This window comes from Pseudomonas sp. CAN1 (assembly GCF_030462585.1).
In the GTDB taxonomy this organism is placed as follows: domain Bacteria; phylum Pseudomonadota; class Gammaproteobacteria; order Pseudomonadales; family Pseudomonadaceae; genus Pseudomonas.
This window is the reverse complement of the sequence record NZ_JASMRU010000007.1, coordinates 152,578-174,513: the sequence shown is the minus strand read 5'-3', so window position 1 is coordinate 174,513 and position 21,936 is coordinate 152,578. Positions and strand designations below refer to the sequence as shown.

Genomic DNA, 21,936 nt, shown 5'->3' with positions numbered 1-21,936 from the left:
CGTGCTAGGCTCCAGTCAGCCTCCTTCCGTGGAACCTCTGCATGCCTCTCCCCTCGCCGGTGCCGGTGGATTTCCAGCACGTCCTGCAACTCTGGCAACTCGTCCCCGAGGGCGAGCCGATCATCACTCCCAGCAGCCATCTGCTGCCGGTCCGCTGGATGGGCCGGGCGGCGATGCTCAAGCGTGCGCTGGACATCGACGAGCAACTGGGTTCGCGGGTGCTCGACTGGTGGGACGGCGACGGCGCCGCGCTGGTATTCGCCTATGACGGCGACACCGTGCTGATGGAACGTGCCCAGGGAGAGCGCTCGCTGATGCGCATGGCCCTGGAGGGCGAGGACGACGAGGCCAGCCGCATCCTCTGCGGCGTGGCGCGCAAGCTGCACCAGCCACGGGAAAAACCGCTGCCCGAGGTGATCGGCCTGCGCCAGTGGTTCCGCGACCTGGCCCCGGCCGCCGCGCGCTATGGCGATCTGTTCCCGCGCTGCCTGGAGACCGCCGAGGCGCTGCTGGCCAGCGAGCACGACCAGCGCGTGCTGCACGGCGATATCCACCACGACAACATCCTCGACTTCGGCGAGCGCGGCTGGCGCGCCATCGATCCCAAGCGCCTCTACGGCGAGCGGCTGTTCGACTACGCCAACCTGCTGTGCAATCCGGACCTGCCGACTGCCCGCGAGCCCGCGCGCTTCCTGCGCCAGCTCGACGTGATCGTCGAGTACGCCCGCGTCGACCGTCGCCGCCTGCTGGAGTGGGTGCTGGCCTTCGCCGGGCTGTCTGCTGCGTGGTTCCTTGATGACGGCATGGCCGCCGACAGCGACCTGGCCGTGGCGCACCTGGCGGCGGCAGAACTGGACCGCCTGGCATGCTGCGCCTGAACCGCGCCCTGCTGCAGGCGCATCCGCGGCTGGTCAGCTCCTGCGCGGTAGGCCTGCTGGTGGCGCTGGCGAGTTATCCACTGGCGCCGATGACCCGCGTGCTGCTGGGCTGGAACTGCATGGCCTGGCTCTACGTGCTGCTGATCGGCTGGCTGGCCCTGCGCGCGGCGCCGGCGGAAGTACGCCGGCTGGCCGAGATCGAGGACGAAAACGCCGAGGCAGTGCTGGCGCTGGTCAGCATCGCCGCCGTCGCCAGCCTCGGCGCCATCATCGTCGAGCTGGCCACCGCCGGGCATGCCAGCGGCAGCGAGAAGATCGTCCGCTACGCCTTCACCGCCAGCACCGTGCTCGGCTCCTGGTTCCTTATCGGCACCATCTTCACCATGCACTACGCCCGCCAGTTCTATTCGGCCGACTCGACCGAGCCGGTGCTGCGCTTCCCCGAAGGCGAGAAGAACCCGGATTACTGGGACTTCCTCTACTTCTCCTTCACCCTCAGCGTGGCGGTGCAGACCTCCGACGTGGAGATCGCCTCGCGCGGAATGCGCAAGGTGGTGCTGGCGCACTCGGTGATCGGCTTCCTGTTCAACACCGCCGTGCTGGGCCTGGCGATCAACATGGGCGCGGGGCTGGTCGGCTAGGCCGCAGGCAGCGTCTCAGCGGCCAGACGCAGCGCGAGCACGACGAAGGCCAGGGTGAAGCTCCAGCGAATCCCCCGCATCACCGCGGGCCGACCGATCACCTGGTCGCGGACCCAGGCCGCCAGCAGCCCGTAGCCGATGAACACCAGCAGCGTCATCAACGAGAACACCAGGCCCAGCAGCAGGAAATGCGAGCGGGCGTCGGCGCTGGTCGCCGGGACGAACTGCGGCAGGAAGGCCAGGAAGAACAGCCCGAGCTTGGGATTCAGCAGGTTGAGCCAGGCGCCGGTGGCGACCAGCTGCGGGGCGCTGCGCCTGCTGCTGGCCGAGTCCAGCGCCAGGGCGCAGTTGCCGCGGAACACCTGCCAGGCGATGAACAGCAGGTAGGCGGTGCCCAGCAGCTTGATGACCTGGAAGCTGGCGGCGCTGGCCTGCAGGATCAGCGAAAGGCCGAAGGTCGCCAACAGCAACTGCGGCAGCATGCCCAGCGTGCAGCCCAGCGCGGCGATGGCGGCGGCGCGGGCGCCAAGGCCGAGCCCGACGGCCAGCGTGTAGAGCACGCCGGTGCCGGGCAGCAGAACGACGACGAACGCCGTCAGCAGGAATTCTGCGTTCATTCCCGAGGGTTTCCTGTGCTTGAGGGGGGGCAGCGCTGAAGCGGCTCAGCGCGCTCGTGGTGGATGCAGCGCCGTGCGCCATTGCCCTGGCGTGAGGCCAAGCTGGCGGGCGAAGGCGCGGGTCATGTGCGGCTGGTCGGCAAAGCCGGCCAGTTGTGCCACCTCTGCCAGGCTGCGGCCTTCGCCGATGGCCTTGTGCGCCAGGCGTACCCGGTACTGCAGGAGGTAGGCGTGGGGTGTGGTGCCGAGCTCGCGGCGAAAACGCCGGAGTGCCGCGTAGGGCGTCAGCCCGGCGATGCCGGCCAGCTCCGCCAGCGCGGGAGCGTTGCGTGGATCGTCATGAATGCGTTCGAGCATGCGCGCAACGCCGCGCGACGGCAGTGCCGGCGCAGTCGATTCGCTGCGCGGGTCGAGCAGCTCGCCGAACAGGTCGAGCACGCCTTGCGCGGCTTCGTCCGCCGTACTCTCCGGCATCTGCTGCAACAGCCCGGCAATGCGCCGGGAAAGCAGCGGGTCGGCCAGGGCGGGGAGAGTGAACTCGCGGCTGGCCATCCCGGCGCCGGCCAGCTCCGCCAGCAGTGCCGGCTCGACGTAGAGCATCCACCAGCGCCGCGGTGCGCCGCGCAGGGGAATGCCGTCATGCAGCTCGTTGGGGCTCACGGTGATGATGTCGCAGGGCCTCGCCTCGACCTGGCCGCGGCCGCTCCAGGAACGGTGGCCGCCTTCGAGCATCACGCCGATGCCGTACTCGTCGTGGGCGTGCCGCGGGAAGCTGCGCGCCGAGAGAATCTCGACGGTGCGCAGGCCGGGCAGGGCGGCGGCGGTGCAGTTCACGTGGTGCAGCATCGGGTCATCACCTGGTTGGCCGAACCTGGCGGGTCGGCGGCTGAGGGGGAGTGATTGGCAGAGTAGCCCTTCGCGCCGTGGTGATCTTGAATGAAATTGACTTTCTCGGCGCCGGGAGCTTTCGGCGCGCGGTCTCGCCCTCACCCCAGCCCTCTCCCAGGGGGCGAGGGGCCGTTCGGCAGGGGAGTGGGCATCGGGATGCAGGAAGAACGCTGGAGTGACGCTTGGCAGCGGACTGCCTCCTCTCCCTCCGGGAGAGGGTTGGGGTGAGGGTTTGGGGCGGCAGGCGCCTCAGAAGAACGGCCGCGAAGCCTTGAACATGAACGCCGAATCGCAATAGGCGTTGTGCCCGGAGTAGGCGCTGCAATCACTGCCGGTCAGGCTGCTGCCGCTGTAGGAGAAGTTCAGGTCGATGCCCTTCCACGGCCGGCTGAAGTTCAGTGACCAGTCGCCGAATTCGCTGACGCTGCCGCCGCTGCTCAGGCTCACCGGGGAGGCAAGGCTGTAGGCGGAGTACTTGAAGGTGACGTCGAAGCCCAGGTCCGGCTGCATGCCCAGGTCGGTGAACAGCGTGGCGGTGCTGCGCCCGGCCTGGGCGCTGTAGGCCGCGCCGAGGCGGCTGCCGAAGACCGAGAGGCCACCGTAAAGCGCCTGGCTGTCATAGTCCGGCTGCTCCGGGCGGCTGTAGCGCAGGGTGCCGACTTCATAACCCAGCTTGCCGTCGCCCAGCGGGTGCTTGAAGCCGGCGTAACTGTCGATCTCCAGCGGCTTTTCCTGCTCGATGTTCGAGGTCCAGCTGCCGACGTACCAGCCGCTGTCATGGGTGACGTCGAGGCCGCCCTGGGCGCTGTTGGCCTGGCCGGGCTGGACCAGCCCCTGGGCCATGCTGCGGGTCGGCGAGTTGGCGAACTTCAGCTCGAAGTCGCCCAGTTGGCGCTGCATCACCTGCGCGCCCACGCACGGTGCTGCGCACAACACGCAGGCCGCGACAAGAATGGACTTGACCATGCTCCCCCCTTACTTTGCCGGGTGCGACCCTTCCGAGGCTTCTGTGAGCCTTCGCCCTGCGTCGCACGCGTAAAAGGGTAAAGGCATTTGCCGGGCCTGTGTCGACCGGTGGTCCATTAAGCGACCGCGAGGTTGGCCGCTCGACCGGTCTGGCGAGGCGGTTTGCCGATGCTCGCCGAGGTTGCCCCTGTCACCACTTGCTGCTAAATCTTCAGGTTCGTGCGCGACCATCGATCGATAAGGAGAATCCCATGGCCATCACTTCCGTTCCCTCTGCCGACGGGCAGGAGCTGACCATCGTGGTCCAGGGACGTTTCGATTTCGGCGCACACCAGGAATTCCGCGACGCCTACGAGCGCGTCGAGGCCACGCCCAAGCGCTACGTGGTGGACCTGAAGGGCGCCACCTACCTCGACAGCTCGGCTCTGGGCATGCTCCTGCTGCTGCGTGATCACGCCGGCGGCGAGAGCGCGCAGATCAGCCTGGTGCACTGCAACCCGGATGTGCGCAAGGTGCTGGCGATCTCCAACTTCGAACAGCTGTTCAGCATCAGCTGAGCCGAACCGGGCGCGCTCCGGCCACGGTCATGGCTGAACTCCTCACCGTCCTCATCGCCGACGACAACGCCGCCGATCGCCTGCTGCTGTCGACCATCGTCAGCCGCCAGGGCCATCGTGTGCTCACCGCCGCCAATGGCCTGGAGGCGCTGGCGCTGTTCGCCCAGGAGCGCCCGCAGCTGGTGCTGATGGATGCGCTGATGCCGGTGATGGACGGCTTCGAGGCGGCGCGGCGGATTCGCCGGCAGGCCGGCGAGGAGCTGGTGCCGATCATCTTCCTCACCTCGCTGACGGAAACCGAGGCGCTGGTGCAGAGCCTGGAGGCGGGCGGCGACGACTTCCTCTCCAAGCCCTACAACCGGGTCATCCTCGAAGCCAAGATCCGCGCCATGGGTCGCCTGCATCACCTGCAGCGGATGGTGCTGGAACAGCGCGACCTGATCGCCCGGCACAACGAGCACCTGCTCAACGAGCAGCGCGTGGCCAAGGCGGTGTTCGACAAGGTGGCGCACTCCGGCTGCCTGAACGCGGCCAACATCCGCTACCTGCAATCACCGTTCGCGCTGTTCAACGGCGACATCCTGCTGGCGGCGTTCAAGCCCTCCGGCGGCATGCACGTGCTGCTCGGCGACTTCACCGGCCACGGCCTGCCGGCGGCCATCGGCGCCATGCCGCTGGCCGAGGTGTTCTACGGCATGACCGCCAAGGGCTACCCCATGGCGGACATCCTTCGGGAGATGAACGCCAAGCTCAAGCGCATCCTCCCGGTGGGGGTGTTCTGTTGCGCGGCGGTGCTCAACCTGAGCTTCCAGCGCGGCCTGGTGGAGGTGTGGAACGGCGGCCTGCCCAACGGCTACCTGCACCGCCATGACAGCGGCGAACTGTTGCCGCTGGTGTCGCGCCACCTGCCGCTGGGCATCCTCGAACCTTCCGCCTTCAGCGACCACTGCGAGGTCTACGCGATGGAGGAGGGCGACCGCGTGTTCCTCTTCTCCGATGGTGTGCTGGAGGCGCGCAACGCCGCCGACCAGGCCTTTGGCGAGGAGCGCCTGCGCCAGGTGTTCGCCGAGGGCCATGCGCCGTCACGCTTGTTCGATGGCATCCAGGCGGCGGTCTCGCGCTTTCGTGGCGAAGCCCAGGACGACGTCAGCATGCTGGAGATCGCGCTGGTCCCGGAGGGCTCGCTGCAGCGGCCACCGCTGGCCTTCTCCGACAACGGCCTGAGCAGCCCGCTGGACTGGTCGGCGAGCTTCGAATTCCGCGCGCCGACCCTGCGCAACTTCAACCCGCTGCCGTTCCTCCTGCAACTGCTGATGGAGGTACAGGACCTGCGCCCGCGCGGCGGCGCGCTCTACACCGTGCTCGCCGAGCTGTACTCCAACGCCCTGGAGCACGGCGTGATGGGCCTGGATTCCAGCCTCAAGTGCGATGCCGCCGGTTTCGCCCGCTACTACGAGGAGCGCAGCCAGCGCCTGGACGCGCTGCGCGACGGCTACGTGCGCTTCCACCTCGACCTTGCGCCCCATGGCGAGGGCGGTCGCCTGCTGATGCGGGTGGAGGACAGCGGCGACGGCTTCGACGTCGGCGCGGTGCTGGCTTCCCAGCAGGCTGCAGGCAGCCTCTGCGGGCGTGGCCTGGCGCTGGTCCGGCAATTGTCTGACCGCTGTCAGTGGTCCGCTGATGGCAAGACGGTGTCCGTGGAGTTCTTCTGGACGCCTCAGGCATAATCGGGCCCTTCTTGTCCCCCCGAAGGGTGGCGAGTAATCCTTCAGGGAGTGCCGAATGTCCGAGCCGCATCTCGATGGCGCCGTGCTGAGCAATTTGCTGTCGATCATGGAAGACGAGTACCCGCTGCTGGTGGAGACCTTCCTCTGCGACTCCGAGGAGCGCCTGCGCGCCATCCGCGACGCCTTCGCCGGCTCCGACGCTCCTGCCTTGCGCCACGCCGCGCACAGCTTCAAGGGCAGCTGCGGGAACATGGGCGCCTGCCTGCTCAGCAGCCTGTGCAAGGGCCTGGAGGAAGCCGCCCGGCAGAACGACCTGGCCACCGCCCAGGGGCTGATCGGCAAGGTCGAGCACGAATTCTCCATCGTCCGCACCCTGCTGCTGCCCGGTCGTCCCTGAGTTTTTTCGAGTTGGCCCGCGCCTTGCTTTCTCCGTGTTGGATATTCACCTCAACGGAGACCTCCGATGGCTGTCGCCCCGGATATTTTAATGACGTCGACGCCTGACATCAGGCCCAAGGCGGCGCTCTCCAAGTCTGCCCAGAATTCGTCGAACACCAGCAATGACAAGGGTTCCAGCTTCGCCGACGTGTATGCGAAAGAGCAGCGTCCGGCGGCCAGCGAGCGCCCCGACAAGCCCGTGAAAGCGAAGGCCGAGAAGCCGCGGGACAACACCGACAAGGACGCCAAGGCCAGCGATTCCACCGCCCCGGCTGCCGCCGACCAGCCAAAGGTTGCCGACGACGGCAAGGCCTTGCCGGCTGATGGCGCGAGCAAGGCGGCGGACGATCAGGTCGCGGACACCGAGGCGGCACCCGAGGCCACCATCGACCCGCTGCTGATGCTCGGCATGACCGGCCAACTGCCGGAGCCGGAGGCGCCGCCGCTGGTGGTCAGCAGCGGCGCCAGCCAGCTGACCGATGCCAGCAGCGATGACGACCTGCAGAAGCTCAACCAGATTCCGGGGGTCAACCTGACCCTCGCCGTGGGCGCCGATGACCAGGCCCAGCAGGTGCAGCAGACCTCGCTCACCGGCCATCTAGCCGCCAAGGCGGGCGACAAGGCGCTGGATGCCAACGGCAAGAACGATCTGTCTGCCGCGCTGGCCGCCCTGGACCCGGATGCCGCCGCCAAGGGCGCTGAAGGCAAGCTCACCGAGGGCGCGCTGAAGGATGCCAGCGACCTGAGCCGGCAGTTGCCGGAGCTGCAGGCCGACGCCAAGCCGGAGATGCCGCGCAACGAGACCTTCGCCGCGCGCCTGGAATCCCTGACCCAGGCGCTGAACACGCCGCAGGCCATGACCAACCGCCCGGTGAATCCGCTGGTGCCGGGGCAGGCCGTGTCGGTGCAGCAGAACGGCTGGACCGACCAGGTGGTGGACCGGGTGATGTGGATGTCCTCGCAGAACCTCAAGTCGGCGGAGATCCAGATGGACCCGGCCAACCTCGGCCGCCTGGAAGTGCGCATCCACATGACCGGCGACCAGACTCAGGTCAACTTCGTCAGCGCCAACGCCAACGTCCGCGAAGCGCTGGACAGCCAGCAGCACCGCCTGCGCGAGATGTTCAACCAGCAGGGCATGCAGCTGGACGTCAACGTCTCCGACCAGTCCGCCCGTGGCTGGCAGCAACAGCAGGGCGACGAGCGCGGCGCTTCGCGGCGCGTCAGTGGTTCGGACAGCGGCGATGACGAACCTATGATCAGCGGTGTGTCCGAAATCCGCCCGCAGTCGGCGGCGCAGGGAAGGGGACTGGTGGATTACTACGCGTGATTCGCGGGGGCTGACCGGGCGTTGATGTGCTGCTTGAAAGCGCTCTCTCCCTAACCCTGGCTGCGCGCCCCGCTCCGAAGGGAGAGGGGACTTGTTCGGAGTGTGCTGAAAGATCGGTGCTCGCCGGATAGCACGATGCCAGGAGTGGCACGGATAACTCCCTCTCCCTTCAGGGAGAGGGCGGGGGAGAGGGTATAAGCCCGAGCGCCGATTTCCCCCTCTGTTCGCGAGCAAGCTCGCTCCTACGAAGAGCAGGTCCGGAGTTTCGGGTTGGCTGTAGGAGCGAGCTTGCTCGCGAACCGCCCCAACCCCGAGCTCCCCAGCGCAGAGGAACGTTCTTGCTCCTCATAGCACGATGCCAGGAGTGGCACGGATAACTCCCTCTCCCTTCGGAGCGGGGCGCGCAGCCAGGGTGGGGGAGAGGGTATAAGCCCGAGCGCCAAGTTTTCCCTTGTTCGCGAGCAAGCTCGCTCCTACGAAGAGCAGGTCCGGAGTTTCGGATTGGCTGTAGGAGCGAGCCTGCTCGCGAACCGCCCCAACCCCTGATCTTTCCAGCTCAGAGGAAAATTCTTACTCCTCCCCGTGACATCCTCCGTCTAGCCTGTAATATCCGCGGCGTCGCCAGTGGGACTATTCAAAACTGGCACAACCCTTGCTCCAACCCCCGGTATCAGCGCTTCGCGCCGGCATAGTGACGGATTATTGGCATGGCCAAGAAAGAACAGACGCCCCCGCTTCCCGATGGACAGGCTCCCGCCAAGGGCAAGCTGAAGCTCATCATCATCATCGCCGTGGCATTCCTGCTGGCGGTCGGTGCCTCGGTGGGCGGCACCTGGTTCTTCCTGCACAAGAGCGCCAAGCCCGACGAGGCTGAGGCCAAGACCGCGGAACACGCGGAGCCGACCAAGAAGCAGGCGGTCTATGAAATCCTCGCGCCATCCTTCGTGGTCAACTTCAATCAGAACGGTCGCCAGCGCTATCTGCAGGTCTCGGTGGCCCTGATGGGCCGCGATCAGGGGCAGATGGATGCCCTGCGCGAACAGATGCCGCTGGTGCGTAACCAACTGGTGATGCTGTTCTCCAGTCAGAATTTCGACACGCTGGTGACACCGGTCGGCAAGGAGATGCTGCGCCAGCAGGCCACCAGCAGTCTTCAGGAACTGGCGAAGAAGGCGACCGGTCAGTTGACCTTAGAGCAAGTGCTTTTCACCAACTTCGTATTGCAGTAGGTACCCGCCATGGCCATGCAGGATCTACTTTCCCAGGACGAGATCGACGCGCTGTTGCACGGCGTCGACGACGGCCTGGTGGAAACCGAGTCCGACGTCGAGCCGGGGGCGATCAAGTCCTACGACCTGACCAGTCAGGACCGCATCGTCCGGGGCCGCATGCCGACCCTGGAAATGATCAACGAGCGGTTCGCCCGCTACACCCGCATCAGCATGTTCAACTTGCTGCGCCGCTCGGCGGATGTCGCCGTGGGTGGCGTGCAGGTGATGAAGTTCGGCGAGTACGTGCACTCGCTGTACGTGCCCACCAGCCTCAACCTGGTGAAGATGAAGCCGCTGCGCGGCACCGCGCTGTTCATCCTCGACGCCAAGCTGGTGTTCAAGCTGGTGGACAACTTCTTCGGCGGTGACGGCCGTCACGCCAAGATCGAGGGCCGCGAGTTCACTCCCACCGAGCTGCGGGTGGTGCGCATGGTCATCGAGCAGGCCTTCGTCGACCTTGCCGAAGCCTGGCATGCGGTGATGCCGATCAACTTCGAGTACGTCAACTCCGAAGTGAACCCGGCGATGGCCAACATCGTCAGCCCCAGCGAAGTGGTGGTGGTCTCCACCTTCCACATCGAGCTGGACGGCGGCGGCGGCGACCTGCACATCACTTTGCCGTACGCGATGATCGAGCCGATCCGCGAGATGCTCGACGCCGGTTTCCAGTCCGACGTCGACGACCAGGACGAGCGCTGGATCAACGCCCTGCGCGAAGACATCCTCGACGTCAGCGTGCCGGTGGGTGCGACCGTCGTGCGTCGCCAGCTCAAGCTGCGCGACATCCTGCACATGCAGCCCGGCGACGTGATCCCGGTGGAGCTGCCCGAATACATGATCATGCGCGCCAACGGCGTGCCTTCCTTCAAGGTCAAGCTGGGTTCGCACAAGGGCAACCTGGCCTTGCAGATTCTCGATCCCCTCGAGCGCGTGCGCTGAGCGGATCCCACGAGGACCCACCATGTCTGATGAAGAAAACGTGACCCCCGAAGAACAGGCGCTGGCCGACGAGTGGGCTGCGGCCCTCTCCGAATCCGGTGACGCCAACCAGGACGACATCGACGCGATGATGGCCGGCGCAGCGGCTCCGGCCGTGCCCGCCGCACCGCGCGCACCGATGGAAGAGTTCGGCATGGCGCCCAAGACGCCGATGATTGCCGGGCTGGAAGGCCCCAACCTGGATGTGATCCTGGATATTCCGGTGACCATTTCCATGGAGGTCGGGCACACCGACATCAACATCCGCAACCTGCTGCAACTCAACCAGGGCTCGGTGATCGAACTCGATCGCCTGGCCGGCGAACCGCTGGACGTGCTGGTCAACGGCACGCTGATCGCCCACGGCGAAGTGGTGGTGGTGAACGAGAAGTTCGGCATCCGCCTCACCGACGTGATCAGCCCCAGCGAACGCATCAAGAAGCTGCGCTGACATGAACCGCCTGCTCGCGAACCTCGCTGCCCTGCCGCTGGCCGGGCTGTCCTTCCTCGCCCTGGGCGAGGAGGCCAAGGCGCCGGCATCCAATCCGGCCATCGTCCACGCCAGCTCCTCGCCGAGCCTGATCACCGGCAGCGCCGGCGCGCAGCTGATGCAGTTGCTGCTGGGGCTGGTGCTGGTAGTCGGGCTGATCTTCCTGCTCGCCTGGCTGGTGCGCCGGGTGCAGCAGGTGGTGCCGCGTGGCAACCAGGCGATCCGCCTGATCTCCAGCCAGGCCCTCGGCCCGCGCGACCGCCTGGTGCTGGTGCAGGTGGGTGAGGAGCAGGTACTGCTGGGGCTGACTCCCGGCCGAATCACTCCGCTGCATGTAATGCGCCAGCCGGTGCACGCCGCCGAATCCGAGCCGGCGCAGCCGGAATTCGCCCAGCGCCTGCTGGAATTGCTGAACAAGGACAAGGGCCGCCCGCAGTGACCCGTTCGCCGAACCTCGCCGCTCTGGTCGGCGCACTCAAGGCAGTCGCTCCGCTGCTCCTGGGCCTGCTGGCACTATTCGCGCCGCAGGCCTTCGCCGCCGATCCGACGCAGCTGACGGCGATCACCGTGACCACCAACCCGCAGGGGCAGCAGGAGTACTCGGTCAGCCTGCAGATCCTGCTGATCATGACCGCGCTGAGCTTCATCCCGGCGTTCGTCATGCTGATGACCAGCTTCACCCGGATCATCATCGTGTTCTCCATCCTGCGCCAGGCGCTGGGCCTGCAGAGCACGCCGTCGAACCAGGTGCTGATCGGCCTGGCGATGTTCCTCACGCTGTTCGTCATGGCGCCGGTGTTCGACAAGATCAACACCACCGCGCTGCAGCCCTATCTCAACGAACAGATCCCGGCGCAGGAGGCGATCACCCGCGCCGAGGTGCCGCTCAAGGCCTTCATGCTGGCGCAGACGCGGCAGTCGGACCTGGAGCTGTTCGTGCGCCTGTCCAAGCGCACCGACATCGCCAGCGCCGATGCCACGCCCCTGACCATCCTGGTGCCGGCGTTCGTCACTTCGGAGTTGAAGACCGCGTTCCAGATCGGTTTCATGATCTTCATCCCGTTCCTGATCATCGACCTGGTGGTGTCCAGCGTGCTGATGGCGATGGGCATGATGATGCTCTCGCCGCTGATCATTTCATTGCCGTTCAAGATCATGCTGTTCGTCCTGATCGATGGCTGGGCGCTGATCATCGGCACGCTGGCCGGCAGTTTCGGAACGGTCTAGCGATGCTCCTTTTCTCTGTAGGACTGAGGGGGGCGCCTAGCCCTTGTCTCGTGAACCGCTGCGGTTCAAGAGCTTCGCGAGCAAGCTCGCTCCTACAACAGCCTGAAAGAACGGAGTCACCATGACCCCCGCAGTCGCACTCGACCTGTTCCGTGAAGCGCTCTGGCTGACCGCCGTGATGGTCGGCATCCTGGTATTGCCCAGCCTGCTGGTGGGCCTGCTGGTGGCGATGTTCCAGGCCGCCACGCAGATCAACGAACAGACCCTGAGTTTCCTGCCGCGCCTGCTGGTGGTGCTGCTCACCCTGATCGTGCTGGGCCCCTGGCTGCTGCGGCAGCTGATGGAGTACACCCAGTCGCTGATCACCAGCATCCCGACGCTGATCGGCTGATGCTCGACCTCACCAACGCGCAGATCGGCGGCTGGATCGGGGCCTTCCTGTTCCCGCTGTTCCGCATCGCCGCGATGCTGATGGTGATGCCGATCTTCGGCACCCAGCTGGTGCCCACCCGCGTGCGCCTGTACCTGGCGGTGGCGATCGCCGTGGCGCTGACGCCCAACCTGCCGCCGATGCCGCAGGTGGACGCGCTGAGCCTCAAGGCGATGGTCTACATCGCCCAGGAAATCCTCGTCGGCGCCATGCTCGGCTTTGTCCTGCAGCTGATGTTCCACGCCTTCGTCATCTCCGGGCAGATCATCTCCATGCAGATGGGCCTGGGTTTCGCCTCCATGGTCGACCCCACCAACGGCATCTCGGTGCCGGTGCTCGGGCAGTTCTTCACCATGCTGGTGACCCTGCTGTTCCTCTCCATGAACGGCCACCTGGTGGTGTTCGAGGTGCTGGCGGAAAGCTTCACCACCCTGCCGGTGGGCGAGGGCCTGTCGAGCAACCACTTCATCACGGTGGCCGGCAAGCTTGGCTGGATCTTCGGCGCCGCGCTGATGCTGGCGCTGCCGGCGATCACCGCGCTGCTGGTGATCAACCTGGCGTTCGGTGCCATGACCCGCGCCGCACCGCAGCTGAACATCTTCTCGATCGGTTTTCCGCTGACCCTGGTCATGGGGTTCATCATTGTCTGGATTGGCAGTGCCGACATCCTCACCCAGTACCAGGCGCTGGCCAGTGAGGGCCTGCGCCTGCTGCGCGAACTCGTGGGCGTCCGCTGATGGCCGAGAACGACAGTAGCGAAGACAAGACAGAGGAACCTACCGAGAAACGGCGCCAGGACGCGCGCAAGAAGGGCCAGCTCCCACGGTCCAAGGAGCTGAACACCCTGGCCGTGCTCATGGCTGGCGCCGGCTCGCTGCTGATGTTCGGGGCGGACCTTGCCGATGCGCTGATGCGCCTGATGCGCGGCAGCTTCGAGCTGGACCGCGCCACGGTGATGAACAGCGAAAGCATGCTCAACCAGCTGATCGCCGCCAGCAAGATCGGCGCCGATGCGGTCTGGCCGATCCTTGCGGTGGTGCTGGTGGCGGCGCTGATCGGTCCGGTGGCCCTCGGCGGCTGGCTATTTTCCGCCGAGGCGCTGGCGCCCAAGTTCAGCCGGATGAACCCGCTCTCGGGGATCAAGCGCATGTTCTCGCTGCGCTCGGTGACCGAGCTGCTCAAGGCCCTGGCCAAGTTCGTGCTGGTGCTGATCGTGGCGATCCTGGTGCTCAAGGCCGACCAGGACGACCTCATGGCCATGTCCCGCGAGCCGCTGGAACAGGCCATGGTGCACAGCGCGAAGATCATCGGCTGGAGCGCCTTCTGGCTGGCCTGCAGCATCGCCTTCATCGCCGCCGCGGATGTTCCCTTCCAGCTCTGGGACAACCGCAAGAAGCTGATGATGACCAAGCAGGAAGTGAAGGACGAGTACAAGGACTCCGAGGGCAAGCCCGAGGTCAAGGCCAAGGTCCGCCAGATGCAGCGCGAGATGGCCAACCGGCGGATGATGCAGGCGGTGCCCCAGGCCGACGTGATCATCACCAACCCGACGCACTTCGCCGTGGCGCTGCAGTACGACGCCGAGAAGGGTGGCGCGCCCCGGCTGCTGGCCAAGGGCAACGACTTCATGGCGCTGAAGATTCGCGAGATCGCCCAGGAGCACAAGGTCACCGTGCTCGAATCGCCGGCCCTGGCGCGGGCGGTCTACTACTCCACCGAGCTCGACCAGGAAATTCCCGCCGGCCTCTACCTCGCGGTCGCCCAGGTGCTGGCCTACGTCTACCAGCTCAAGCAGTACCGCGCCGGCAAGGGCAAGCGCCCGGGACCGATGCCGGACCTGCCGATCCCGCCGGATTTGCGCCGCGACGAGTGACCCGCGAGCGCCGCCGCTGCGCTAGGATGGGCGGCCGTGCCCGGCGGCGATGGTCGCGGGCGGCCTGCTCAGCAAAGGAAAGTTTCATGTTCCAGGGATCCTTCGCCGGCCTGCGTGTCGCGTTCTGCTTTTTCTTGTTTCTCGCGTTGCCTCAGCTCGGCTGGGCGGCTGAACCTGCCGAAGGCGGCGTGCTGCTGCCGCTGAACGAGCGTGTGGTGGATGTCACCAACACCCTCGACCAACCCACCCTGGCGCGCCTGATCGGTAAGCTCAAGGCCCTGGAGGACCGGCGCGGCGCGCAGATCGCCGTGGTGATGCTGCCCACCGTCGGCAAGATGGGTATCGAGGCGTTCGCCAACAAGCTGTTCAATCTGTGGAAGCTCGGCCGCAAGGGCGTCGACGATGGCGTACTGCTGGTGGTCGCCAAGGACGATCACCGCATGCGCATCGAGGTCGGCTACGGCCTGGAGGGGGCGATCCCCGACGTGCTGGCCGGGCGGATCATCCGTGAGCGCATGGCGCCGGCCTTCCGCAATGACGATTACGCCGGCGGCATCGAGTCAGCGGTGGATGCGCTGATCCTGCTGGTGGATGGCGAGGCGCTGCCCGAGCCTGCTGCTGAACCGCTGAACATTCCGCTGGAAGCCTGGCTGCTGCTGGCGTCATTCCTGGTTGGCGGAGTTGGCGGTGTTCTGCTCGCCGCGCGACGCATGGGCTGGCGCGGTGCGCTGGCAGTCAGCGCGGTGGTGGTCGTGGTGGTGGCATTGCTGTCCGGCGGCAAGGACGCGCTGATGACGGTAGCCGTCGCGCCGTTCTGCCTGCTGATCGGTGGCGCTACCTTCGGCGCCCTATGGACTGTGCGGGTGGTGTTCTATTGCGTACTCGGGCTGATTGCCTACTGCATCCTCCTCGGCTTTCTGACGCCGCGTTTCGGCGCCGAGCTGTGGCTTTATGCGCTGGCTGCTCCGGTCGCGCTGCTGGCGCTGATGGGCCTCTGGTGGTTGCTGATCGCGCAGATGCGCGACACCTGGCGTGGGCCGCAAAAGACGCGCAAAGGCCGCAAGGCCGGCAAGGGCAGCAAGGCGAACGCGAGCAAGGCGCAGGCCGGCCGCAAGGCCTTCTACTGGCGCCTGCTGATCCTCTTCGGCATCTACCTGCTGGTGGCGTTCTTTGCCGGTGCGCCGGTGGCACCGCTGAACTGGCTGCTGGTGCTGCCGTTCATGTGCCTGCCGGGATTGGCGGTGTTCGGCGCAGGGCAGGGCGGTTCCGGCTCTGGCTCCGGCTCTGGCAGCCGTTCTTCGGGTGGCTCCTCCGGTGGCAGCTCGGGCGGCGGCTCCTCCGGTGGTGGCGGCTCCAGTGGCGGCGGTGGTGCGTCGGGCAGCTGGTGACGGCTGGCTGAGCGACGTGATCTACTGTGCGCCCTGGTGCCAACCTACTAGCGCCGGGAGCTCCCAAAGTTGCAAGGACGCACAGAGAACGCCATGGAAAGCACCCTCAAGGATCGGCGCATTGCCACTCTTGTTCCCGTCGCTACTGCCGTGCTGGTTTGGAGCACCTACTGGGCTATACCGCTGTTGGTGATCGCTTACCTGGTCGTCCGTCGCCAGCCTCTGGTCCTGACACGTGAGGTGCTGCTGCGAATACTGGACCTGTTTCTCTCGATCCTGATCCTTGCCGTTGCAGTCGGCCTGCTCATCTCTGCTCTGGATGTGGTGGCACGCGATGGCGAGATTCAGCTGCTGCAGCTATTGAATCGGATTCTGAAGATGCTGCTGGTGATCGGTCTTGCTGGCTATGGCTACATAAGCCTGGGCTTCAGTGCCTTCCGTGCCTGGCGGGGGCAACTCCACAATCCGAAACTGTCCATCGGCATTCTCCAGGCCCTGCGTGGGCGTCCAAAGGCGGCCATCTGATGTCGGCGTGGTCGTCCGCCTTCCTATGCCTGTTCCTTCTGCTGAGTACTGCTCACGCGCCGGCTGCACAGCCTGACGTATCGCCGATCACGGTGGGCGTGACCGACGTATTGCACGAACCTTCGTCCATCGCCGTTCCCCGGCTGGAAAGCCCGGTCACCGACCTCACCGGCACCCTCGACAGTGGCACGATCACCGCGCTGAAGCAGCGGCTGCTGGCGCTGCAGCAACGCAAGGGCTCCCAGATCGCGGTGCTGATGCTGCCGAGCACCGGCGAGGAGAGCATCGAGCAGTTCGCCACGCGGGTCTTCGAGCAGTGGCGCCTGGGCCGCAAGGGCATCGACGACGGCGTGCTGGTGCTGATCGCCAAGGACGACCGGCGCATGCGCATCGAGGTCGGCTACGGCCTGGAAGGGGCGATTCCCGATGTGGTCGCCAGCCGCATCATCCGGGAAGAGATGGTTCCGGCCTTTCGCGCGGGCGACTTCGCCGGCGGCATCGAGCGCACGGTGGGCAAGCTGGAGCGGCTGATCGACGGCGAGACCTTCGCTGAGCAGAGCGGTGGCGCTGGCCTGACCCTGGAAGGCTGGCTGCTGCTCAGCGGCCTGGTGATCGGCGGCGTGGCCGGCATCGTCCTGCGGCGCCGCTGGATCAAGGTGAAGGTGGTGCTGCCGAGCCTGGTGGTCTTGGCCGTGCTGCTGGCCGCCAGTGGTGGCCTGCAGAGCGGGCCGGTGCTGCTCTTCGCCTTGCCTTTCGCCATGCTCATTGGCGCCGGTATCGGTGCGGTGGCGGCCGGCTCGCGGCGCTCGGCGTTGATCGTTGGGGCGATCCTGGCCTACCTGCTGGCTTTGGTGGGCTGCGCGCAGTTCTTCGACGGCGGCGATGTCGCGCTGTTCGGCCTTGCCGTTCCGGTGGGCGGCAGCGTAGCGCTGATCTTCCTCAGCCTGCCGTTCCTGTTCGCCTATGCCGCCTGGAAGCGCAGCCGCCGCGGGTTCTTCATTCGCCTGGCCGTGGCGGGCGGCATCGTCGGCTTCCTCCTCAACATCACCGAGGTCCTCAGCCAGCCCTGGGCATTCCCCGACTCGCTGGTACTGCTCCCGATGCTCTACGTCCCGGCGATGATCGCCTTCCTGGCCGGCACTGGCTCGGGCTCGGGGGGCGGGTCGGATTCCAGCTCGTATTCCAGTTCCAGCAGTGACAGTTCGTCCTCGTCCAGCAGCGACAGCAGCTATTCCGGCGGTGGCGGCTCCAGCGGCGGTGGTGGTTCGTCCGACAGCTGGTAACCAGCCGAACGTCAGGGGAACCTAATCGCCGCTGCGAGGGGTCGAACTGAGGCAGTGATGAGCGCTGGCGGAGGGACGGATATGGGTAGGGATTGCTTGAAACTGCTGGCGCTGGCCTCGATGGCCGGCTTTGTCGCGGGCTGCGCGCCGGATGTGCCGGTCACCCGCTACAGCCTGCAGGTGTGCGGCCAGGAGCACAGCTCGGAGGTGCGCGACCAGTGGTGGGGCTCGCTGTACGTGGCGCAGCTGATGGGCGACAGCGAGCTGGTGGTCGGTGTACCGCTGGCGGTGCCGGGGGAGGGCGGTCGGCCGGCGACGCTGACCGCGCAGTTCCACCTGACCACCCTGGAAGACCAGCTGCGTCGCGCCCCGGAGAAGCTCAAGGGACGCTACGCCATCGGCCCCGCGCAGACCGGCAAGGCCAGGCCGGGAGAGGGCGCTGCCGTGCTGTTCCGCGAGCAGCCCGAGGATGCGTTGCGGGCCAGCGCCGGCGAGCTGGTGATCGACAGCGTCGAGATTGTCCGGCGCGAGGATGACACGGCCTACGGGGTGATGTCCGGGCACTACCGCTTCCAGGCGCGCAGCGATGGCAACCAGTCCACCTGTGCCATCGCCGGAAGCTTCAGCAACGGGACTTTCAAGCTGGTCGGCGACAGTTCCTGAGGCCTGCCTGGGGCTTTTCGCAAGTGTCCGGGCCTTTTCGTAAAAGTTGGAACGCTTCCTGCAAAACCCTGTGCGGATGCCCCTTCGGGCGTCAAAAGTTTGATCCGGTGGCCGTCTCGGCCACCCACGCGCAGGGGAATGACGGGTGGATCGTACGCAACTGATCGGCACAGTTCGCAGCAATATTGCAGGGCTCAGCCGGGGCAACCTCGGCGTGCCGCTGCTGTTGCTCGCCATGCTGGCGATGATGACCCTGCCGATCCCGCCGTTCCTGCTGGACGTGCTGTTCACCTTCAACATCGCCCTGTCCATCGTGGTCCTGCTGGTCAGCGTGTACGCCCTGCGTCCGCTGGACTTCGCGGTGTTCCCGACCATCCTGCTGATCGCCACCCTGTTGCGCCTGGCGCTGAACGTCGCGTCCACCCGCGTCGTGCTGCTCCACGGCCACGACGGCCATGCCGCCGCGGGCAAGGTGATCCAGGCCTTCGGTGAAGTGGTGATCGGCGGCAACTACGTCGTCGGTATCGTGGTCTTCGCGATCCTCATGATCATCAACTTCGTGGTGGTCACCAAGGGTGCCGGGCGTATCTCCGAGGTGAGCGCGCGTTTCACCCTCGATGCCATGCCCGGCAAGCAGATGGCCATCGACGCCGACCTCAACGCCGGCCTGATCGAGCAGGCGGAAGCCAAGAAGCGCCGCGCCGAAGTGGCCCAGGAAGCCGACTTCTACGGCTCCATGGACGGTGCCAGCAAGTTCGTCCGCGGTGACGCCGTCGCCGGTTTGCTGATCCTCTTCATCAACCTCATCGGTGGCGTCGCCATCGGCATGATCCAGCATGCCATGAGCTTCGGCGATGCCGGCAAGGTCTACGCCCTGCTGACCATCGGTGACGGCCTGGTGGCGCAGCTGCCGTCGCTGCTGCTGTCCACCGCCGCGGCGATCATGGTGACCCGCGTCTCCAGCTCCGAGGACATGGGCCAGCAGGTCAACCGGCAGATGTTCGCCTCGCCCAAGGCGCTGGCCATCTCCGCCATCATCCTGATCACCATGGGCCTGGTGCCGGGCATGCCCCACGTGTCTTTCGTCGGCCTCGGCGGCCTGGCCGCCGGCGGCGCCTGGCTGATCTGGCAGCGCCAGCGCAAGGCGAGCCAGCAGACCGAGCAGGAAACCCAGCGCCAGCAGGAGCTGCTGCCCGCCGAGCGCCCGGAGCAGACCAAGGAACTGGGCTGGGACGACGTCACCCCGGTGGACATGGTCGGTCTGGAAGTGGGCTACCGCCTGATTCCGCTGGTGGACCGCAACCAGGGCGGCCAACTGCTGGCGCGGATCAAGGGCGTGCGCAAGAAGCTGTCCCAGGACCTGGGCTTCCTGATGCCGTCGGTACACATCCGCGACAACCTCGACCTGCTGCCCAACGCCTATCGTTTGACGCTGATGGGCGTCAGCGTGGCGGAAGCCGAGATCTACCCGGACCGCGACCTGGCGATCAACCCCGGCCAGGTGTTCGGCACCCTCAACGGCATCGCCGGCCGCGACCCGGCCTTCGGCCTGGAAGCGGTATGGATCGAGGCTTCGCAGCGCGATCAGGCGCAGTCCCTGGGCTATACCGTGGTCGATGCCAGCACCGTGGTCGCCACCCACCTGAACCAGGTGCTGCACAAGCACGCCCACGAGCTGCTCGGCCACGAGGAAGTCCAGCAACTGATGCAGCTGCTGGCCAAGACTTCACCCAAGCTCGCCGAAGAGCTGGTGCCGGGGATGATTTCGCTGTCGACCCTGCTCAAGGTGCTGCAGGCGCTGCTGCAGGAACAGGTGCCGGTGCGCGACATCCGCACCATCGCCGAAGCCATCGCCAACGTGGCGGTGAAGAGTCAAGATCCCGCCGCGATGGTGGCAGCGGTACGTGTGTCGCTGGCCCGCGCAATCGTGCAAACCATTGTGGGACTAGAGCCGGAGCTGCCTGTGATCACTCTGGAACCAAGGTTGGAACAGATATTGCTCAATAGTCTTCAGAAGGCCGGACAGGGCTCCGAAGACGGCATGTTGCTGGAACCCGGAATGGCCGAGAAGCTGCAACGCTCGATGGTTGAAGCGGCGCAGCGTCAGGAGATGCTTGGCAAGCCGGCGATTCTGCTGGTGGCAGGTCCGATCCGCGCGATGATGTCGCGATTCGCGCGGATGGCGGTTCCCACCATGAACGTGCTGGCTTACCAGGAAATCCCCGACAACAAACAAGTCACGATTGTCGCCACTGTTGGGCAGAACTGATTGAGGTCCTAGGCCATGCAGGTAAAACGCTTCTTCGCCGCTGATATGCGTCAGGCCATGAAACTGGTCCGTGACGAGCTGGGCCCGGACGCCTCGATCATCGGCAATCGCCGTGTCGCCGGTGGCGTGGAGCTGACCGCGGCGCTGGATTACCAGGCCCCGGTGGCGGCCAGCAAGCCGAACCCGGCGCTGGAAGCCGAGCTGCGCAAGACCCAGGCGAAGATCGCCCAGGCCAAGGCCGACCTCTCGGCCCCCAGCCGCATGGCTGAAGGCGTGCGCAAGGACCGTCAAATGTATGGCAACGAGGCCCCGCGCCGCAGCGCCGCCGAGACCCTGGCCGAAGCCATGGCCGCGCCGGTCGCCCCGGCTGCCGCCACCGTTGGCCACCAGGCTCTGGAAGCCATGCGCTTCGAGCTCAACGGCCTGCGCGAGCTGATCGAAGTACAGTTGGGTTCGATTGCCTGGAACCAGCTGCAGAACCAGCGCCCGAAACAGGCCAACCTGTGGCGCCGCCTGCAGCGCATGGGCCTGCCGGCCGACCTGTCGCGCAGCCTGCTGGAGCGCGTCGCTTCCATCGCCGACCCGAAACAGGCCTGGCGCATGTTGCTGGCGCACCTGGCGCGCTCGATCAACACCCCGGAAGTCGACCTGCTGGAGCAGGGCGGCGTGGTTGCCCTGGTCGGCCCGGCCGGCATGGGCAAGACCACCACCCTGGCGAAGATGGCTGCCCGCTACGTGCTGAAGTACGGCGCGCAGAGCATCGCCCTGGTGTCCATGGACAGCTTCCGCATCGGCGCCCAGGAGCAGATCAAGACCCTCGGCCGCATTCTCAACGTGCCGGTGACCCTGGTCGATCCGGGCCAGTCGCTGGTCCAGGCCATGGCGCCGCTGGCGCGCAAGCGTCTGGTGCTGATCGATACCGCTGGCCTGCCCGCCAACGATCCGGCGCTGCGCATGCAGCTCGAAGCGCTGGCAGCGCCTAGTCTGAACGTGAAGAGCTACCTGGTGCTGGCTGCGACCAGCCAGAGCCAGGTGCTCAAATCCGCCTGGCAGAACTATCGTTCCTGTGGGCTGGCTGGTTGCATCCTGAGCAAGCTGGACGAAGCGGGCAGCCTCGGCGAAGCTCTGGCTCTGGCTATCAGCCAGCATCTACCGGTAGCCTATCTGGCGGACGGGCCGAAGATCCCGGACGACCTGCATGTGGCACGGGCGCACCAGCTGGTCAGCCGTGCAGTGAGCCTGCAGGCGCCGGAAGAGCCCAGCGAGGACGCCATGGCCGACATGTTCGCCGGCCTTTACCAGCAGCCGGTGCGTCGCGCCAGCTGACGAATGTGTGGCGCTCCCCGGATGGGAGCGAGGGGCTGGCCGGTTGCGCCGCCCAAGCGATGCGGATGCTCTGTATGACGATCCGCGAGCACCGGAAGTGGTGGAGCACCACGGCCGGATTAGCCGAAGCGCCAGAAACGCGACGGTCGAACGACGAGACAAGGTATTGAT

Annotated in this window: 23 protein-coding genes; 20 read left to right on the top strand and 3 right to left on the bottom strand. The window is 66.3% G+C overall.

Annotation, left to right across the window (positions count from 1 at the left end):
* The first annotated feature begins 41 nt into the window (after positions 1-41).
* Together QO207_RS12795 and QO207_RS12790 are read left to right on the top strand one after the other, a co-directional pair.
* Entirely contained in the window at positions 42-878 is an 837-nt protein-coding gene (locus QO207_RS12795) for an aminoglycoside phosphotransferase family protein (protein ID WP_301532769.1), read from the top strand.
* The gene (locus QO207_RS12790) at positions 866-1,519 is read left to right on the top strand and encodes a DUF1345 domain-containing protein (RefSeq protein ID WP_301532768.1); all 654 of its coding nucleotides are present in this window, start codon (positions 866-868) and stop codon (positions 1,517-1,519) included. The genes QO207_RS12795 and QO207_RS12790 overlap by 13 nt, the downstream gene beginning before the upstream one ends.
* On the opposite strand, the gene QO207_RS12785 is transcribed toward QO207_RS12790, so the two are convergent.
* The 3 genes from QO207_RS12785 to QO207_RS12775 form a co-directional block, all read right to left on the bottom strand.
* Positions 1,516-2,136 carry a LysE family translocator gene (locus QO207_RS12785; RefSeq protein ID WP_301532767.1) on the bottom strand — a complete coding sequence of 207 codons (621 nt, stop codon included), beginning with the start codon at positions 2,134-2,136 and terminating at the stop codon, positions 1,516-1,518. The two genes, QO207_RS12790 and QO207_RS12785, sit on opposite strands and share 4 nt — an antisense overlap.
* A gap of 45 nt (positions 2,137-2,181) precedes the next feature.
* Complete coding sequence (locus tag QO207_RS12780) at positions 2,182-2,982, bottom strand: AraC family transcriptional regulator (RefSeq protein WP_301532766.1); 801 nt, start codon at positions 2,980-2,982, stop codon at positions 2,182-2,184.
* Positions 2,983-3,273: 291 nt separating this feature from the next.
* Entirely contained in the window at positions 3,274-3,990 is a 717-nt protein-coding gene (locus QO207_RS12775; RefSeq protein ID WP_301532765.1) for a TorF family putative porin, read from the bottom strand.
* A gap of 251 nt (positions 3,991-4,241) precedes the next feature.
* Between QO207_RS12775 and QO207_RS12770 the strand changes: the two genes are divergently transcribed.
* The 18 genes from QO207_RS12770 (at position 4,242) to flhF (ending at position 21,765) form a co-directional block, all read left to right on the top strand.
* Entirely contained in the window at positions 4,242-4,547 is a 306-nt protein-coding gene (locus tag QO207_RS12770) for an STAS domain-containing protein (RefSeq protein ID WP_301532764.1), read from the top strand.
* A 29-nt stretch (positions 4,548-4,576) separates the two neighbouring features.
* Positions 4,577-6,274, top strand: coding sequence for a SpoIIE family protein phosphatase (locus QO207_RS12765; protein WP_301532763.1), 1,698 nt, complete (start codon positions 4,577-4,579; stop codon positions 6,272-6,274).
* Between the two features lie 55 nt (positions 6,275-6,329).
* Complete coding sequence (locus QO207_RS12760; RefSeq protein WP_301532762.1) at positions 6,330-6,671, top strand: Hpt domain-containing protein; 342 nt, start codon at positions 6,330-6,332, stop codon at positions 6,669-6,671.
* 66 nt (positions 6,672-6,737) lie between these two features.
* Positions 6,738-8,042, top strand: a complete 1,305-nt coding sequence (locus QO207_RS12755; RefSeq protein WP_301532761.1) for a flagellar hook-length control protein FliK — start codon at positions 6,738-6,740, stop codon at positions 8,040-8,042.
* 707 nt (positions 8,043-8,749) lie between these two features.
* Entirely contained in the window at positions 8,750-9,271 is a 522-nt protein-coding gene (gene fliL / locus QO207_RS12750) for a flagellar basal body-associated protein FliL (RefSeq protein WP_301532760.1), read from the top strand.
* A 9-nt stretch (positions 9,272-9,280) separates the two neighbouring features.
* Complete coding sequence (gene fliM / locus QO207_RS12745; protein WP_184594461.1) at positions 9,281-10,252, top strand: flagellar motor switch protein FliM; 972 nt, start codon at positions 9,281-9,283, stop codon at positions 10,250-10,252.
* 22 nt (positions 10,253-10,274) lie between these two features.
* The gene (fliN, locus tag QO207_RS12740) at positions 10,275-10,742 is read left to right on the top strand and encodes a flagellar motor switch protein FliN (protein WP_138215080.1); all 468 of its coding nucleotides are present in this window, start codon (positions 10,275-10,277) and stop codon (positions 10,740-10,742) included.
* A 1-nt stretch (position 10,743) separates the two neighbouring features.
* Entirely contained in the window at positions 10,744-11,220 is a 477-nt protein-coding gene (gene fliO / locus QO207_RS12735) for a flagellar biosynthetic protein FliO (RefSeq protein ID WP_301532759.1), read from the top strand.
* A complete protein-coding gene (gene fliP, locus QO207_RS12730; RefSeq protein WP_301532758.1) occupies positions 11,217-12,008 on the top strand; it encodes a flagellar type III secretion system pore protein FliP in 792 nt (263 codons plus the stop codon). The genes fliO and fliP overlap by 4 nt, the downstream gene beginning before the upstream one ends.
* 121 nt (positions 12,009-12,129) lie before the next feature.
* Positions 12,130-12,399, top strand: coding sequence for a flagellar biosynthesis protein FliQ (gene fliQ, locus QO207_RS12725; RefSeq protein ID WP_301532757.1), 270 nt, complete (start codon positions 12,130-12,132; stop codon positions 12,397-12,399).
* Positions 12,399-13,175: a flagellar biosynthetic protein FliR gene (gene fliR, locus QO207_RS12720; protein WP_301532756.1), complete on the top strand. Its 777-nt coding sequence runs from the start codon at positions 12,399-12,401 to the stop codon at positions 13,173-13,175. Before fliQ ends, fliR begins: the two co-directional genes overlap by 1 nt.
* Positions 13,175-14,311, top strand: a complete 1,137-nt coding sequence (gene flhB / locus QO207_RS12715; protein ID WP_301532755.1) for a flagellar biosynthesis protein FlhB — start codon at positions 13,175-13,177, stop codon at positions 14,309-14,311. The genes fliR and flhB overlap by 1 nt, the downstream gene beginning before the upstream one ends.
* An 86-nt stretch (positions 14,312-14,397) precedes the next feature.
* The gene (locus tag QO207_RS12710; RefSeq protein WP_301532754.1) at positions 14,398-15,699 is read left to right on the top strand and encodes a YgcG family protein; all 1,302 of its coding nucleotides are present in this window, start codon (positions 14,398-14,400) and stop codon (positions 15,697-15,699) included.
* Positions 15,700-15,792: 93 nt separating this feature from the next.
* Complete coding sequence (locus QO207_RS12705; RefSeq protein ID WP_301532753.1) at positions 15,793-16,224, top strand: hypothetical protein; 432 nt, start codon at positions 15,793-15,795, stop codon at positions 16,222-16,224.
* Between the two features lie 98 nt (positions 16,225-16,322).
* Positions 16,323-17,507: a YgcG family protein gene (locus QO207_RS12700; protein WP_301532752.1), complete on the top strand. Its 1,185-nt coding sequence runs from the start codon at positions 16,323-16,325 to the stop codon at positions 17,505-17,507.
* 81 nt (positions 17,508-17,588) lie between these two features.
* Complete coding sequence (locus QO207_RS12695; protein WP_301532751.1) at positions 17,589-18,170, top strand: hypothetical protein; 582 nt, start codon at positions 17,589-17,591, stop codon at positions 18,168-18,170.
* Between the two features lie 145 nt (positions 18,171-18,315).
* Complete coding sequence (gene flhA / locus QO207_RS12690; RefSeq protein WP_301532750.1) at positions 18,316-20,439, top strand: flagellar biosynthesis protein FlhA; 2,124 nt, start codon at positions 18,316-18,318, stop codon at positions 20,437-20,439.
* A gap of 15 nt (positions 20,440-20,454) precedes the next feature.
* Positions 20,455-21,765: a flagellar biosynthesis protein FlhF gene (gene flhF, locus QO207_RS12685; protein WP_301532749.1), complete on the top strand. Its 1,311-nt coding sequence runs from the start codon at positions 20,455-20,457 to the stop codon at positions 21,763-21,765.
* The last annotated feature ends 171 nt before the right edge of the window (positions 21,766-21,936 follow it).

Bases quoted from the DNA above. Each gene is read 5' to 3' on its own strand.
- fliO (WP_301532759.1), top strand. From the start codon at position 10,744: ATGAACCGCCTGCTCGCGAACCTCGCTGCCCTGCCGCTGGCCGGGCTG.
- QO207_RS12710 (WP_301532754.1), top strand. From the start codon at position 14,398: ATGTTCCAGGGATCCTTCGCCGGCCTGCGTGTCGCGTTCTGCTTTTTC.
- QO207_RS12765 (WP_301532763.1), top strand. From the start codon at position 4,577: ATGGCTGAACTCCTCACCGTCCTCATCGCCGACGACAACGCCGCCGAT.
- QO207_RS12755 (WP_301532761.1), top strand. From the start codon at position 6,738: ATGGCTGTCGCCCCGGATATTTTAATGACGTCGACGCCTGACATCAGG.
- QO207_RS12775 (WP_301532765.1), bottom strand. From the start codon at position 3,990: ATGGTCAAGTCCATTCTTGTCGCGGCCTGCGTGTTGTGCGCAGCACCG.
- fliN (WP_138215080.1), top strand. From the start codon at position 10,275: ATGTCTGATGAAGAAAACGTGACCCCCGAAGAACAGGCGCTGGCCGAC.
- QO207_RS12795 (WP_301532769.1), top strand. From the start codon at position 42: ATGCCTCTCCCCTCGCCGGTGCCGGTGGATTTCCAGCACGTCCTGCAA.
- QO207_RS12705 (WP_301532753.1), top strand. From the start codon at position 15,793: ATGGAAAGCACCCTCAAGGATCGGCGCATTGCCACTCTTGTTCCCGTC.
- fliM (WP_184594461.1), top strand. From the start codon at position 9,281: ATGGCCATGCAGGATCTACTTTCCCAGGACGAGATCGACGCGCTGTTG.
- fliL (WP_301532760.1), top strand. From the start codon at position 8,750: ATGGCCAAGAAAGAACAGACGCCCCCGCTTCCCGATGGACAGGCTCCC.
- fliQ (WP_301532757.1), top strand. From the start codon at position 12,130: ATGACCCCCGCAGTCGCACTCGACCTGTTCCGTGAAGCGCTCTGGCTG.
- QO207_RS12785 (WP_301532767.1), bottom strand. From the start codon at position 2,136: ATGAACGCAGAATTCCTGCTGACGGCGTTCGTCGTCGTTCTGCTGCCC.
- QO207_RS12695 (WP_301532751.1), top strand. From the start codon at position 17,589: ATGGGTAGGGATTGCTTGAAACTGCTGGCGCTGGCCTCGATGGCCGGC.
- fliR (WP_301532756.1), top strand. From the start codon at position 12,399: ATGCTCGACCTCACCAACGCGCAGATCGGCGGCTGGATCGGGGCCTTC.
- flhF (WP_301532749.1), top strand. From the start codon at position 20,455: ATGCAGGTAAAACGCTTCTTCGCCGCTGATATGCGTCAGGCCATGAAA.
- QO207_RS12770 (WP_301532764.1), top strand. From the start codon at position 4,242: ATGGCCATCACTTCCGTTCCCTCTGCCGACGGGCAGGAGCTGACCATC.
- QO207_RS12780 (WP_301532766.1), bottom strand. From the start codon at position 2,982: ATGCTGCACCACGTGAACTGCACCGCCGCCGCCCTGCCCGGCCTGCGC.
- QO207_RS12760 (WP_301532762.1), top strand. From the start codon at position 6,330: ATGTCCGAGCCGCATCTCGATGGCGCCGTGCTGAGCAATTTGCTGTCG.
- flhB (WP_301532755.1), top strand. From the start codon at position 13,175: ATGGCCGAGAACGACAGTAGCGAAGACAAGACAGAGGAACCTACCGAG.
- QO207_RS12790 (WP_301532768.1), top strand. From the start codon at position 866: ATGCTGCGCCTGAACCGCGCCCTGCTGCAGGCGCATCCGCGGCTGGTC.